This window comes from Streptomyces rapamycinicus NRRL 5491 (assembly GCF_024298965.1).
Classification (GTDB): Bacteria; Actinomycetota; Actinomycetes; order Streptomycetales; family Streptomycetaceae; genus Streptomyces; species Streptomyces rapamycinicus.
On sequence record NZ_CP085193.1, the window covers coordinates 2,346,101 to 2,359,042 of the forward strand.

General features: G+C 72.8%; 16 protein-coding genes. 10 read left to right on the plus strand and 6 right to left on the minus strand.

What is annotated here, in order from left to right:
• Positions 1–67 precede the first annotated feature (67 nt).
• Both LIV37_RS09560 and LIV37_RS09565 read right to left on the minus strand, forming a co-directional pair.
• On the minus strand, positions 68–1,315 hold the full coding sequence (locus tag LIV37_RS09560) for an ROK family transcriptional regulator (RefSeq protein ID WP_020866905.1): 1,248 nt from the start codon (positions 1,313–1,315) through the stop codon (positions 68–70).
• A gap of 187 nt (positions 1,316–1,502) precedes the next feature.
• Complete coding sequence (locus LIV37_RS09565) at positions 1,503–1,928, minus strand: ankyrin repeat domain-containing protein (RefSeq protein ID WP_020866906.1); 426 nt, start codon at positions 1,926–1,928, stop codon at positions 1,503–1,505.
• A gap of 240 nt (positions 1,929–2,168) precedes the next feature.
• Here LIV37_RS09565 and LIV37_RS09570 point away from each other — a divergent pair, with 240 nt between their 5' ends.
• Both LIV37_RS09570 and LIV37_RS09575 read left to right on the plus strand, forming a co-directional pair.
• Positions 2,169–2,363: a hypothetical protein gene (locus LIV37_RS09570; protein WP_020866907.1), complete on the plus strand. Its 195-nt coding sequence runs from the start codon at positions 2,169–2,171 to the stop codon at positions 2,361–2,363.
• Between the two features lies 1 nt (position 2,364).
• Positions 2,365–4,008: a membrane protein gene (locus LIV37_RS09575; RefSeq protein WP_020866908.1), complete on the plus strand. Its 1,644-nt coding sequence runs from the start codon at positions 2,365–2,367 to the stop codon at positions 4,006–4,008.
• Between the two features lie 39 nt (positions 4,009–4,047).
• On the opposite strand, the gene LIV37_RS09580 is transcribed toward LIV37_RS09575, so the two are convergent.
• Complete coding sequence (locus LIV37_RS09580; RefSeq protein WP_020866909.1) at positions 4,048–5,571, minus strand: SCO1417 family PLP biosynthesis transcription factor; 1,524 nt, start codon at positions 5,569–5,571, stop codon at positions 4,048–4,050.
• Between the two features lie 96 nt (positions 5,572–5,667).
• Here LIV37_RS09580 and yczE point away from each other — a divergent pair, with 96 nt between their 5' ends.
• Both yczE and LIV37_RS09590 read left to right on the plus strand, forming a co-directional pair.
• Entirely contained in the window at positions 5,668–6,333 is a 666-nt protein-coding gene (yczE, locus tag LIV37_RS09585; protein WP_020866910.1) for a membrane protein YczE, read from the plus strand.
• A gap of 256 nt (positions 6,334–6,589) precedes the next feature.
• Positions 6,590–6,964: an RNA polymerase-binding protein RbpA gene (locus tag LIV37_RS09590; protein WP_014056358.1), complete on the plus strand. Its 375-nt coding sequence runs from the start codon at positions 6,590–6,592 to the stop codon at positions 6,962–6,964.
• A 127-nt stretch (positions 6,965–7,091) separates the two neighbouring features.
• On the opposite strand, the gene fxsA is transcribed toward LIV37_RS09590, so the two are convergent.
• On the minus strand, positions 7,092–7,694 hold the full coding sequence (gene fxsA / locus LIV37_RS09595; protein ID WP_373920602.1) for an FxsA family membrane protein: 603 nt from the start codon (positions 7,692–7,694) through the stop codon (positions 7,092–7,094).
• A 198-nt stretch (positions 7,695–7,892) separates the two neighbouring features.
• Between fxsA and LIV37_RS09600 the strand changes: the two genes are divergently transcribed.
• From LIV37_RS09600 to LIV37_RS09625, 6 genes are read left to right on the plus strand one after another with little or no spacing between them, the layout of a single operon-like run.
• Positions 7,893–8,057, plus strand: a complete 165-nt coding sequence (locus LIV37_RS09600) for a hypothetical protein (RefSeq protein ID WP_020866913.1) — start codon at positions 7,893–7,895, stop codon at positions 8,055–8,057.
• A complete protein-coding gene (locus tag LIV37_RS09605; RefSeq protein WP_020866914.1) occupies positions 8,054–8,488 on the plus strand; it encodes an MrpF/PhaF family protein in 435 nt (144 codons plus the stop codon). Before LIV37_RS09600 ends, LIV37_RS09605 begins: the two co-directional genes overlap by 4 nt.
• The gene (locus LIV37_RS09610; protein ID WP_020866915.1) at positions 8,485–8,766 is read left to right on the plus strand and encodes a Na(+)/H(+) antiporter subunit B; all 282 of its coding nucleotides are present in this window, start codon (positions 8,485–8,487) and stop codon (positions 8,764–8,766) included. Before LIV37_RS09605 ends, LIV37_RS09610 begins: the two co-directional genes overlap by 4 nt.
• A complete protein-coding gene (locus tag LIV37_RS09615; RefSeq protein WP_020866916.1) occupies positions 8,763–9,572 on the plus strand; it encodes an MnhB domain-containing protein in 810 nt (269 codons plus the stop codon). The genes LIV37_RS09610 and LIV37_RS09615 overlap by 4 nt, the downstream gene beginning before the upstream one ends.
• A 5-nt stretch (positions 9,573–9,577) precedes the next feature.
• Positions 9,578–9,922 carry a sodium:proton antiporter gene (locus LIV37_RS09620; protein WP_020866917.1) on the plus strand — a complete coding sequence of 115 codons (345 nt, stop codon included), beginning with the start codon at positions 9,578–9,580 and terminating at the stop codon, positions 9,920–9,922.
• A gap of 4 nt (positions 9,923–9,926) precedes the next feature.
• Entirely contained in the window at positions 9,927–11,741 is a 1,815-nt protein-coding gene (locus LIV37_RS09625; RefSeq protein ID WP_020866918.1) for a complex I subunit 5 family protein, read from the plus strand.
• A gap of 34 nt (positions 11,742–11,775) precedes the next feature.
• Here LIV37_RS09625 and LIV37_RS09630 read toward each other — a convergent pair whose 3' ends face one another.
• Positions 11,776–11,964, minus strand: coding sequence for a Rho termination factor N-terminal domain-containing protein (locus LIV37_RS09630; protein WP_020866919.1), 189 nt, complete (start codon positions 11,962–11,964; stop codon positions 11,776–11,778).
• 138 nt (positions 11,965–12,102) lie between these two features.
• On the minus strand, positions 12,103–12,834 hold the full coding sequence (locus LIV37_RS09635) for a polyprenol monophosphomannose synthase (protein ID WP_214663340.1): 732 nt from the start codon (positions 12,832–12,834) through the stop codon (positions 12,103–12,105).
• Between the last annotated feature and the right edge of the window lie 108 nt (positions 12,835–12,942).

The following is a 12,942-nucleotide window of genomic DNA, read 5'->3' on the forward strand; positions in this document are numbered from 1 at the left end:
TTCTTGCATCAAAGAATTTGAGGCGGGGTCCGACCCAACTCCCCCTGAACCGACAAAAGTCGAACCCTCAGCGCGCCCCACCGGTGGCGAGGAAGTGCGCCAGCGGAAGTGTGGCCGCGCCCAACGCCACCGCATCGGGCCCGAGTTCGGCCAGCCCGATCTCGGTCTGCGCGTACGGCCGGTGCAGTGCGTAGGAGGCGGTGGCGGCCCGGATCCGGGGGAGGACGCGGCCGCCGAGGAGCAGTCCGGCCCAGCCGCCGAGGATGATCCGCTCGGGGTTGAAGAGGTTGATCAGATCGGCGATGCCCGCGCCGAGGTAGGCGGCGGTCTCCTCCAGCACCTCGCGCGCCCGCGCCTCGCTCCCGGCGGCTCCCACGATCGCGGCGAACGCGGCCTGCTGGTCCTCACCGGCACCGTCCGCGCCGTCCTTACCGCCACCCCCCGCGCCGCCCGCACCCGCTCCGCGCGCCCCCTGCCCGTAGCGGTCGAGCACCGCCTGGGCCCCCACGTACGCCTCCAGACAGCCGACCGCACCGCATCGGCAGGCGCGCCCGCCGACCTGGACGACCGTATGCCCCCACTCCCCCGCGCTGCTGGTCGCGCCGCGGTACGGCACCCCCGCGGTCACGATGGCCGCGCCGACGCCGGAGCCGATCAGCGCGATCACCGCGTTGTCCGCGCCGCGGCCCGCCCCGAACCACATCTCGGCCTGCCCCTGAGCGGTGGCGCCGTTGTCGATGAACAGCGGCAGATCGGTGCCGGTGCGCAGCAGCCGCTCCAGCGGCACCGCGTCCCGCCCGGCGGTCGGGCCGTGGACGAGGATCTCGTCGCCCTGTTCGACGACGCCGGGGACGCCGACCCCGACGCCGATGACCGCGTCCGGCGAGGCACCGCTCTTGTCGACGACCGCGCCGAGGCCGGTGAGGATGTGGCCGACGACCGGCTCCGGGTCCCGCTCCAGCCCTCCGGGCGTCAGCGGATGCTCCCAGCGGGCCAGTTCCGTCAGGGAGAGGTCGAACAGCTCCACGCGGACATGGGTCTCGCCGACGTCGACCCCGATGAGATGGCCACCGCCCGGCGCGACCCGCAGCAGCGTGCGGGGGCGGCCGCCGTCGGACTCGACGGACCCGGCCTCCTCCACCAGTTCGTCGGCGAGCAGTTCGCCGACGACATTGCTGACCGAACCGGAGCTGAGCCCGGTGAGCGCCCCCAGTTCCTGACGGCTCACCGGGCCCCGGAAGTACAGCTGGCGCAGCAGCGTCGAGCGGTTGCCGCGCCGCAGGTCGCGGACGGTCCGTCGGTTCATCTGACCCATCGGGCTCCTTCCCCCTGCCCGAACCTACCGGACGCGGCCGCTCTTGACGCCGACTGGTTTCATCGCTTAACTCACGGTCTGAATGAAGTCTCGTGCTTCACTTTTTGAACGGTCAAGGGTGGGTTGACGGCCCACGGCGGCTGAGTGGCGCTATCTCATGGCCGCCGTACGGCTCACTACTCCGCGCTCACTCCTCCGCACCCGGGGCCTGGAACAGTGCGAGCAGATCCTCCCGCCCGAACATCCGCGCCGTCTCGACGGCCGAGGGCGACCCGGCGCACGGGTCGGCGCCCTTGGCCAGCAGCACCCTCAGCACCTCCGCCTCGCCCTTGAACGTGGCCCCGGCGATGGGGGTCTGCCCCCGTTCGTTCACCCGATTGGGGTCGGCGCCGCGCTCCAGCAGGGCCGACACCGTGGCCGGATGGCCGTAGTAGGCCGCGAGCACGAGCAGGGAATCGCCCTTGTCGTTGGTGAGGTTGGGCGGGACGCCCGCGTCCACATAGGCGGCGAGCGTATCGGTGTCACCCTGCCGGGCCAGGTCGAAGACCTTGGCCGCCAGCTGGAGCACCTCCGGGTCGTGGGCGGGCTCGCTCTCGGGGTTCGATTCGGTCATGGCCTGTCGCCTCCGGCTTCGCTACCTGGGTATGTGATCATCCACCCTAAGGACGGCGGCCGACCCACCCGGGCAGGCGGGCACCCCGCCCCGGCAGGCGGTCGGCCCGTAGCGCCACGCCTCCATGGTGATGATTACACCGATAATCCACCCAATTGCACCTTTCGCCCGATGGGTACATGCTGTGATCCTGGAACCACTCATGGTGACTGACCGTCCCCCATCAGCCAGGAGACCGTGATGATCCTGTCCATTTCCGGCGTCGTACTGCTCGGCATCATCGTCTTCATCTTCTTCCGCAAGGACGGCCTGAAGGGGTCGCACGCGGTCATCTGCGCGCTCTTCGGCTTCTATCTCGCGTCCACCGCGATCGCTCCGAGCATCAAGGCGGGCGGCGCGAGCCTCGCCAGCCTCTTGGGCGGGATCAAGATCTGACGTGGCCCGGAGACCGCTCCCCCGCCTCCGTCCCGGCAGCGCCGGGGGCACCCCGCTCATCCCGCCCGGCCGCGGCCGGGCGTTCGCCCGCAGCACGGCCGACGGCGTCGTCGATGTGCTCCAGCCGCTGGTCGCGCTCTCGCGCGGGTTGCGCGTGCTCGCCGCCGCCGGGCGGCGCAAGTGGATGGAGCTGCCGGGCGACCGCCGCGGACCGGTGTTCACCCTCGTGGTCGCCTGCGGCTTCGTCCTCTTCCTGCTGCCGTACGGGCCACTGGCGGCGGCGATCAGCCTGATCGGCGCGGCGGGCTGGGCCGGGCGGGGGCGCGCCGGTGCCGCGTCGGAGACGCCCGTTGACGGGACGGAGCGGCTGCGCACGCTCTACGAGGCGCTGGTGCCGTACTTCTCCGCCGCCGAGGACCCCAGCCCGCTCTACAGCCACGGCGGCGACTGGTCCGAGGCATTCGACTCCTTCGCCTTCGACGAGAGCGGACGGCTCACCCGGCTGCGCCTGCACTACCCCGCGTACTTCACCGATGGCGAGCCCGCGGCCCGCACCCGGATCGAGCAGTTGCTGTACGCGAAGTCGGGACGCGGCCGTGAATATCTGTTCGAGTGGGACGAGGAGGCCAACAACCTCACCCTGACCGTGCTGCCCGCCCTGTCCACCGCGATCCACGCCCAGCGCTTCGTCACCGCGCCCGGTGAGACGGTGCTGGGCTTCACCGACCCGTCGTCGGTGCAGCGGACGCTGCCGGTACTGGCGGGGCCGGAGACGTGCGGGGAGGGCGAGGAAGACGAGGAGAGCACGGAGGGCACGAGGGAGGCCGGGCTCAAGAAGGCGGCGGAGGACGGGCCGGAGACCCATGACGTACCGCCGGTGGTCTGGCGCACCGGCCCGCGCTCGACCGAACCGCATCTGCTCGCGCTCGGCCAGCCCGGCAGCGGCACCACGACCCTGCTGCGCTCCATCGCGCTGCAGGTGCTGCCCCATGGCGAGGTGCTGGTGGTGGACGGCGGCGGCACCGGCGAGTACGCGTGCCTGAGCGGACGCACGGGGGTGCTGGCAGTGGAGTGCGGGCCGGCCGGGATGCTGGCCACGCTGGAGTGGGCCGGCCATGAGACCGAGCGCCGGCTGATCGCCGCCAACCGCGCTCGCCAGTTGCGGCACGCGCCACCGGAGGACATCCAGCGCCCGCTGTGGATCCTGCTGGACCGGCCGTCGGTGATGAGCCATCTCGCGGCGGCGGACGGCCGTACCGATCCGCAGGAGCTGCTGGCCGTGCCGCTGCGGCACGGCCGGGCGGCGAACGTACGGGTGGTGGTGGCCGATCAGCTGGACGCCGCGGAGGCGCTGAGCGAGGCCGTACGGAGCCAGACCCGGGCCCGGGTGGTGCTGGGCCCGGTCTCGTCCGAGCAGGTCACGGCCGTCCTCGGGGCGCCGCCGCACACCACGCCGACGCCCGAGGTGCCTCCGGGCCGCGGCTACGCCCGTCTCGGCGCGGGCCCGGTGCACCGCCTCCAGGTGCCGGCCACGCCCGATCCGTACGACGAGGCGGCCGGCGAGGCCGAGCGGCAGGCGGTGCTCCGGCTGCTCCCGGCCCCGGACCCGGCGGCGCCCCCGGCCCCGGCGCCGGTCGGCGGTTAGCGGACGGGGACGGCCGCCGCCACGTCGCCTTACGGCGGGTCAGGCCACATACGTCCGCGGCGCCTCCGCCTCGATCGTGGCGCCCGTGGCCACCAGGTCGGCGGCCGAGGCCAGCCGCGTGGCCGCCTTCTCGGCGACCGCTCCCCCGACCGTGAACGGCAGCCGTACGTACCCCTCGAACGCGCCGTCCACCCCGAAGCGGGGCCCCGACGGCACCCGGACCCCCAGCCGGGCGCCCGCCTCGGCGATGCGCGAGCCGGAGAGGCCACCGGTGCGGGCCCAGAGGGTGAGCCCGCCGTGCGGGACGGTGAACTCCCAGTCGGGCAGATGGCGCCGCAGGGCGTCGACGAGCGCGTCCCGGTTGCCGCGCGCGAGCTCCCGGCGGATCTCGATGGCCTCCTCCCAGCCGCCGGTGTTCAGCAGCCAGGCGACGGCGAGCTGTTCGATGACGGGGGTGCCCAGGTCCGCGTAGGCACGGGCGGCGACCAGGCTGCGGATGACATCGGGCGCGGCACGCACCCAGCCGATCCGCAGCCCCGCCCAGAAGGTCTTGCTCGCCGAGCCGACGGTGATCACGGTGCTGCCCGCCGGGTCGAAGGCGCAGACGGGCCGGGGCAGCTCCACCTCCTCGTCCAGGCGCAGCTCGGCCATGGTCTCGTCGGCGATCAGGACCGTTCCGGCGGAGCGGGCGGCGTCGACGAGCTGGCGGCGCTGGTCCTCGGTGGCGAGGGCGCCGGTGGGGTTGTGGAAGTCGGCGACGACGTAGGCCAGCCGGGGCGCGGCGGCGCTGAGCACCTGGCGCCAGGAGGGGATGTCCCAGCCCGCGAGCCGGTCGGCCATGGCGACGGGGACGAGCCGGGCGCCCGCTTCCCGCATCAGCTGGAGGATGTTGGCGTAGCTGGGCGATTCGACGGCGACCCGCTCCCCGGGCCGGACCATCAGCCGGCAGGCGGCGGCGACGGCCCCCATGGCGCCGGTGGTGACCATGATCTGCTCGGGCATGGTCGGTATGCCGCGGGCCGTGTAGCGGTCGGCGAGCGCCTGGCGCAGGGCGGGCAGCCCGGCGGGGTAGTCGCCATGGGTGTGGGCGTAGGGCGGCAGTTCGTCCAGGGCGCCGCGCATGGCGCGGGTGAGCCAGGGCTCGGGGGCGGGCAGCGCGGCACAGCCGAGGTCGATCACGGAGGCCGCGGCCTCGGGCGGCAGCGGATCGAGCCCCCGGGTGGGCAGCGGGCTTCCGGCGGGCATGGCGGTCCAGCTCCCGGCGCCGCGCCGGGACTCCAGGAACCCCTCGCCGCGCAACGCCTCGTAGGCGGCGGCGACGGTGGTGCGGCTGACCGCGAGCGCCGCGGCGAGCTCGCGCTCGGCGGGGAGGCGGGCCGCGACCGGAACCCGGCCCTCCAGGATGAGCAGCCGTACGCCGTCGGCGAGGGAGCGGTAGGCGGGGACGCGGCGGCCCCCGGTCAGTGAGGCCGCGGCCCCGGCGGCCACGCCGTCGCGGGTGTGCTGTGACCCGAGCAGCCGGGCCAGTTGGGATGCCCCGACAGCGGACGTCCATGGACTCATCGAATGCGGTCCACCTTTCGGAGATTGGCCGTGGAACTGGACTGGTTCCGGGCCACAGAGTGACATGCCGCAGGCCACTCACACCAGGAGCACGCGTTGTCCGACCTTCCACGCCGCCGCCTTCCACGCCGTCTTGCCCAGCTCTACGTGGGGCTGGTGCTCTACGGCGTGTCCATGGGGCTCCAGTTGCGTGCCATGCTCGGTCTCGACCCGTGGGACGCCTTCCACCAGGGCGTCTCCGAGCACATCTCGCTGTCGATCGGCACGGTGACGGTCGTCGTCGGCGTCGCCACGCTGCTGCTGTGGCTCCCGCTGCGCCAGCGACCGGGTCTTGGCACGGTGTCGAACGTGCTGGTGATCGGGCCTGTGATGGACGGCACACTGTGGCTGATACCGGAGCCGGAGGCGCTGGCGGTGCGGATTCCGCTGCTGCTCTTCGCGATCGTGCTGTGCGGGGCGGCCACCGGGCTCTACATCTCGGCGAGGTTCGGGCCGGGCCCGCGGGACGGGCTGATGACGGGGCTGCACCGGCGCACCGGGTGGTCGATCCGGCTGGTGCGGACCGGGATCGAGCTGGCGGTGCTGGTCACCGGCTTCGTGCTGGGCGGCTCGGTGGGGGTGGGCACGGTGCTGTTCGCGCTGGCCATCGGGCCGCTGTCGCAGTTCTTCCTGCGTGTCTTCGCGATCCCCGCACCCGCCGGGACGGGCTCTGGGATCGTGGCGCGCGGCGGCGCCGAGACCCAGGTCCGGGACCTGATTTAGGGCTGGGGCCGTCGGGGCGGTAGTGTACGCCCTTGGCCTACCAGGCGGACCGTTACTGCGCGCTAAAGTACCAGAAACGCTGGGTGACATCTGCTGCCAGATGTGACAAACCGGGCGCCTGTGGGTAGAACAACGGGGCGGCACGACGGGCGACGCATGTCCCAATACGGGAATCTTCACCGCCGACCGGACGTTGACCGGATGACGACGACAGCGACACCTGTCCTGTGGGCGACAAGCCCGGGAGGCACGATTCATGAGTGAGCGAGCTCTTCGCGGCACGCGACTCGTGGTGACCAGCTACGAGACCGACCGCGGCATCGATCTGGCACCGCGCCAGGCGGTGGAGTACGCATGCCAGAACGGCCATCGATTCGAGATGCCGTTCTCGGTAGAGGCGGAGATCCCGCCGGAGTGGGAGTGCAAGGCGTGCGGCGCCATGGCACTCCTTGTCGACGGCGATGGTCCAGAGGAGAAGAAGGGCAAGCCCGCGCGCACGCATTGGGACATGCTCATGGAGCGGCGCACCCGCGAGGAGCTGGAGGAGGTGCTGGCCGAGCGGCTGGCGGTTCTGCGCTCCGGTGCCATGAACATCGCCGTGCATCCGCGGGACACCCGTAAGTCTGCCTGAACCGAGCGGCAGACTTGAGATAACAACTGAAGTACAAGGGCCGGGGCCACTGCCGAGCAGTGGCCCCGGCCCTTGTGTGCCCTTCGGGCCAGCTGGGGTATGCCCTTCGCGCCCGCTGGGCCGTGTCTCAGCCCCGGTCGCGCGGCCGCAGCCCGGGGCCCGGCTCTCCGTCGCCGTCCCGGTCCCGGTCGTCCCCGTCCCGTATCACCTCGCCCCGGATGACGGTGCCCTGCTCCGGCCGCTCCTGCCCGTCCCGGCGCTCCCACTGCTCACGGGCCTGGCGGAAGGGGTCGGACGGCGATCCGGGGACGAAGCCCATCCGGCGCGACAGCGCGCTCTCCGCGCGGCGCCGCAGCAGTGCCCGGGTCGGCGGGAACAGGCATACCAGCGCGGCCACGTCCGAGATCAGCCCCGGCACCATGAGCAGCAGCCCGCCGAGCATCGTGAAGGAGCTTCCCGGCCGCGCGGCGGGCTCCTCGGCGCCCGGCCGCATCGACCCGGCCAGGCTCTGCCACGCCCGGCGGCCGCCCCGCTTGACCACGGCCCCGCCCACCACCACGCCCGCGACCAGCAGCAGGAAGACGGTCAGCCCGCCGGCGACGTCCGCCACCAGGGTCAGCAGCCAGATCTCCAGCACCAGCCAGGCGGCGATCCCCAGCGGTACGAAGGTGCGGGCGCGTGAGCGCTTCGGGCGGGTCGGGTCGCTCTGCTGCGATGCGCCGGTCATCATGCCTCCAAGTGTGCCGGGGCCCGTGACCGATGCGGAGCGCGGGTCGCATGGCCAAGGGGATCGAGGGGATCTCATCGGTTCCAACGCGCGAGGGGTCCCGATGGGTCCAGGAGTCCTCGAGGAGACCGGGCGGAATCCGCGAAGACGCGAGGTATCGGCGGCGGCGGGCCGGGTACCCGCCGCCGACGGAGGTGTCGAATGACGGCTGTGCTGGAGGTCCTCGTGTGGTGGGCGGCGCTGACCGGGATCTGGCTGGTGCTGATCAGCACCGTGGACCCCCTGGAGCTCCTGGTCGGGTCGGCCTCCGCGCTGGCCGCCGCCGTGCTCGCGCGCGCCGGGCGCCGGGCGGTGACGGACCGGTGAGCACTTCCGACGGCTGGCTGGCGGCGGCGCTGGTGCCGCTGCTCGCGCTCCTACCGGTGCTGTGGCGGATCGCCTACGGCTCGCCGAGGGACCGGCTGATCGGCCAGAACCTCACCTCGCTGCTGGCCGGTCTGGTGCTGCTGCTTGCCGCGCGGGGCTTCCACCGGACCTCGTACAACGATGTGGCGCTGGTGGTCAGCGTGCTCGGGCCCACCGGCACGCTGATCTACGCCCGCTTCCTGGACGTCCTGCCCGACTCCCGGCTGGTGCGCTGGACGGCGCTGGTGGGGGTGCCCGCCACGGTGCTGCCGCTGTGCGCGGCGGCCGCGCCCGGCCGGGCCATGGTGAAGCTGCTGCTGATCGGCGCGCTGCTGATCGCGGGCAGCGTGGTGACCAGCGGCCGCGGCGGTAAGGGGGGCGTCACGGCATGACCGATGTGCTGATCGTCGTGGCCCTGCTGCTGGTCGCGGGCGCCGCCACCGCCGCCGTGCTCAACCGGGACCCGGTGCGGCAGGCGCTGGTGCTGTCCTTCCTCGGGCTGGCGCTTGCCCTGCTGTTCACCTTCCTCCAGGCGCCGGACGTCGCGCTCTCGCAGCTCGCCGTCGGCTCCGCGGTGACGCCCCTGATGATCCTGCTGACCGTGCGCAAGGTGCGGCGCCGCCCGGGGAGCGACGACGGCGTGGACAAGCCGGCGGGCCGGGAGCGATGAGTTCCCGGGTCCGGCTGTGGGTCTTCCTGGTGGGCGCCGCCGGGTTCGCCGCGCTGTTCGCCGCGGCCTGCTTCGACCTGCCGGCGTTCGGCACCGTCCCCCACCCGTACGGCGCCCGGGCCATGCACGCCGCCCTGAGCCATCACACGGCCAATGTGATCGCGTCCGTCAACTTCGATCTGCGCGCCTTCGACACGCTCGGCGAGGAGACCATCCTCTTCTCGGCCGTCATCGGCACCGTGGTGCTGCTCCGCCAGGCCCGGGACGAGCACCGTAAGGATCCCGAGCCCGCCACGATCCATCCCCCGGTGCGCCGGTTCGCGCTGCTGACGCTGCCGCTCGCGCTGCTGGTGGGCCTCTATGTGATCGCGCACGGCCAGATCAGCCCGGGCGGCGGCTTCCAGGGCGGGGTGGTCACGGCCACCGCGCTGCATCTGCTCTACATCGCCGCCGACTACCGGGCCCTGGAGCGGGTCCGCCCGCTGACGCTCTACGAGATCGGGGAGGCCGCCGGGGAGGCGGCGTACGTGATCACCGGGTTCGCGGCCGTCCTCGCGGGGTCGGCGTTCCTGACCAACGTCCTGCCCTTCGGCACCCTCGCGACCCTGTCCTCCGGCGGCACGGCGATGGTGCTCAACGCGGCCGTCGGCCTGGAGGTCACCAGCGGGATCGTGGTCCTGCTGGCCCGGTTCCTGGACCAGGCGGTGGAGATCGAGGAGCCCGGGGAAGACGACGGGAACCCGCGGCACACGGGAGGCAGCGGGGGCAGCGGGGGCAGCGGGGGCAATGGAGACGACGAGAGGTAGCGAGCGTGACGGTCCTGCCGTATCTGGTCGCCGGATGGATCTTTCTGATCGGTGTGTACGGGCTGGTGACCAGCCGGGACCTCATCCATGCCGTGGGATGCCTGGCCGTCACCCAGTCCTCCACCTATGTACTGCTGCTCGCCGTGGGCTACCGGAACGGCGGCACCGCCCCGGTCTTCGCCGACGCGCCCACGAACAGCCGGGTGGTCGACCCGGTCGTCCAGGCGCTCACCCTCACCGACATCGTGGTGGGCGCGACCGTGACCGCGCTGCTGCTCGCGCTCGTCGTCCAGCTCCGCAAACGCCATGGCACGGTCGACCCGGACGCCCTGTCCGAGCTGAAGGGCTGACCGGGTGGACACCACGCGACTGCTGCCGCTGGTGGTGGCGCTGCCGCTGCTGGGCGCGGCGGTGCTGGTGGCCACCGGACGGCGGCTGCCCCGGCTGGTCTCCGACATCGTCGGCTGCGCCTTCGCCGCCGCCACCGCCGCCACGGCGCTCCTGGTGCTGTTCCGGGCCGGCCGTCCCGGACCGGGGACGTATCCGGTGGAGTGGGTGGGCGGCTGGCGGCGGGTGGGCATCGTGCTGGTCGGCGATCCACTGGGGGCCGGGCTCGCGGCGCTGGTCTCGCTGCTCGTCGTCGCCGTCCTCGTCTACTCCTGGCGCTACTTCGAGGAGCCGCCGCGCCGTCACACCGGCTCCTTCCCCGCGCTGATCCTGGTGTTCCAGGCGGGCATGTGCGGTTTCGCGCTGACCGGCGACCTGTTCAACGCCTTCGTCTCCTTCGAGCTGATGGGCGTGGTCGCCTACGCGCTGACCGGCTTCCGCGTGGAGGACCCCAAACCGCTGCAGGGCGCGCTGGCCTTCGGGGTGGTGAACTCCCTCGGCGGCTACGTCACCTTGCTGGGCGTCACACTGCTCTACGCGCGCACCGGGGAACTGGGGTTCGCCCAGATCGGGCGGAGGCTGGACACGGACGGGCCGGACGGGCCGGTGCTCGCCGCGTTCGTCCTGGTGACCACCGGGCTGCTGGTGAAGGCGGCCGCCGTTCCGTTCCACTTCTGGCTGCCCGACGCACACGCGGTCGCCCCGACACCGGTGTGCATGCTGCTGTCCGGGGTGATGGTGGAGCTCGGTGTCTACGGGGTCGCCCGGGTCTACTGGACGGTCTTCTCCGGACCCGGAGGGCTCTCCCACCCCGACTTCACCCGCGCCCTGCTGGTGCTGGGCGTCCTCACGGCGCTCCTGGGCGCGGTGATGTGCTGGCAGCAGCGCCATCTCAAACGGCTGCTGGCGTTGTCGACCGTGGCCCACACCGGGCTGTTCCTGATCGGCGTCGCCGTGCTGACCCCCGAGGGGATCTCGGGCACCGCGCTGTACGTGCTGGGCCACGCGGGTGTGAAGGCGGCGCTCTTCGCCTGCGCCGGGGTGCTGCTGGACCGGTACGCGACCGTGGACGAGCACGAGCTGTTCGGCCGGGCCCGGGAACTGCCGGCGGTCGGCGTGCTGTTCGCGGTGGGCGGGCTGGGCCTGTGCGGGCTGCCGCCGTTCGGCTCCGGGCTCGGCAAGGCCGCCGCGGAGGAGGCCGCGGGGCACACCGCCGGATGGCTGCCCGCGCTCTACGTCCTGGTGTCGGCGGTGACCGGGGGCGCGGTGCTGCGCGCCGGGCTGCGGATCTTCGCCGGAGTGGGCCGGCGGCCCCGGGACGAGGAGGAGGGCGGCCCGGAGACCACCGGCGAGGAGGAGCCCGAGACCCGCGGCCGCCTCGGGCGCATCCCGGTGCCACTGCTGGCGGTGCCCGCCGCGCTGCTGGCCGCGTCGCTGGCCCTCGGGGTGATCCCGGCCGTCGGGTCCGCGGTCGGCCGGGCCGGGGCGCTGTTCACTGACACCGGCGGCTACCGCCGGACGGTCCTCGACGGACACGCCGCGGCCGCCCCGGCGCATCCGCCACCGCACTGGCAGCTGACCGGGATCCTGCTCGGGCTGCTCTCCGCGGCCCTCGCCATCACCCTGGCCACACTGGCGGTGCGGCGGCCGGTCCACACCGGGACGGCCGCGCTACTCGCGCCCGTACGACGACTGCAGTCCGGGCATATCGGCGACTACGTCGCCTGGCTGATCGCCGGGACGGCGCTGCTCACGGTGCTGACCGTCCCGGGGGTCCACTGAGCCGCCGGGACCGGGGCGCGCCCGGTCCCATGGGTCAGCGGTGGCGCAGTGCCGAGATCAGCTGGCTCTTGGACATCTGGGATCTGCCCTCGATGCCCGCCTTCTGGGCCTCGCGGTACAGGTCCTCCTTGGTCCGCGTCTCCATGCCGCCCGACTTGGCGCCCCCGCGGGCCGCCATACGGCGCCCCGACGTCTTCCCGCTCTTGGCGGTCGCTTTGGCCATGTTCCGCCTCCTTCCGCCTCAAGTGTCCGGTACGGGGCGGAACATCGCTCGCGGGACTACTCCGAGCGGAGCGTCGCCCGGCCGCGAGGATCCCCGGCCGCGGGGATCGGAGAACGGGCCCGGGTCCGGGATCCGGGCCTAGGACTCCGTGGAGTCCTTGCGGCCCAGCACCTTGTTGACCCGCGAGCCCACGCCCCAGGACATCACCCGCCAGGCCGCCTCCGTGACGATGTCGCGGCTCATCTTGCTCTCGCCGCGCTCGCGTTCGATGAAGGTGACCGGGACCTCGATGACGTGGAAGCCCGCCTTGATGGCCCGCCAGGCCAGGTCGATCTGGAAGCAGTAGCCCTGGGAGGCGACCTCGTCCATGCCGATGCCCTCGAGCGTCTCCTTGCGGAACGCCCGGTAACCCGCCGTCATGTCGCGGATCGGGACGTCGAGGAGCAGACGGGAGTAGGTGCTGCCGCCCCGGGAGATGAACTCGCGGGACTTGGGCCAGTTGACGATGCGGCCGCCGGGCACCCAGCGGGAGCCGATCACCAGATCCGCGCCCTTGAGCGCGGTGAGCAGCCGGGGCAACTCCTCGGGCTGGTGGGAGCCGTCGGCGTCCATCTCCACCAGCACGCCGTAGCCGTGCTCGATGCCCCAGCGGAACCCGGCCAGATAGGCGGCGCCGAGGCCCTCCTTGCCCTTGCGGTGCAAGACCTTGACGTGGTCGTCCTCGGCAGCCAGCTCATCGGCGACCTTGCCCGTGCCGTCCGGGCTGTTGTCGTCCGCGACGAGGATGTGCGCGTCCGGAACCGACTCCCGGACCCGCGCGACGATCGGCTTGATGTTCTCCGCCTCGTTGTAGGTCGGGATGATCACCAAGGTCGTACCGAGCGGACCGTACTTCCGCCGGCCACCGTCGTCCTGGCCCTCGTTGCTACGGCGCGGCTCCCCAGCCTCGGCGCCGGCCTCCTCGGCCTTCGCGCTCGG

Excerpts from the sequence above, each read along its gene's own strand:
- LIV37_RS09570 (WP_020866907.1), top strand. The coding sequence starts at position 2,169 with ATGATCCTGTCCATTTCCGGCGTCGTACTGCTCGGCATCATCGTCTTC.
- LIV37_RS09560 (WP_020866905.1), bottom strand. The coding sequence starts at position 1,315 with ATGGGTCAGATGAACCGACGGACCGTCCGCGACCTGCGGCGCGGCAAC.
- fxsA (WP_373920602.1), bottom strand. The coding sequence starts at position 7,694 with ATGATGACCGGCGCATCGCAGCAGAGCGACCCGACCCGCCCGAAGCGC.
- LIV37_RS09590 (WP_014056358.1), top strand. The coding sequence starts at position 6,590 with ATGAGTGAGCGAGCTCTTCGCGGCACGCGACTCGTGGTGACCAGCTAC.
- LIV37_RS09610 (WP_020866915.1), top strand. The coding sequence starts at position 8,485 with ATGACCGATGTGCTGATCGTCGTGGCCCTGCTGCTGGTCGCGGGCGCC.
- LIV37_RS09580 (WP_020866909.1), bottom strand. The coding sequence starts at position 5,571 with ATGAGTCCATGGACGTCCGCTGTCGGGGCATCCCAACTGGCCCGGCTG.
- LIV37_RS09565 (WP_020866906.1), bottom strand. The coding sequence starts at position 1,928 with ATGACCGAATCGAACCCCGAGAGCGAGCCCGCCCACGACCCGGAGGTG.
- LIV37_RS09630 (WP_020866919.1), bottom strand. The coding sequence starts at position 11,964 with ATGGCCAAAGCGACCGCCAAGAGCGGGAAGACGTCGGGGCGCCGTATG.
- LIV37_RS09615 (WP_020866916.1), top strand. The coding sequence starts at position 8,763 with ATGAGTTCCCGGGTCCGGCTGTGGGTCTTCCTGGTGGGCGCCGCCGGG.
- LIV37_RS09600 (WP_020866913.1), top strand. The coding sequence starts at position 7,893 with ATGACGGCTGTGCTGGAGGTCCTCGTGTGGTGGGCGGCGCTGACCGGG.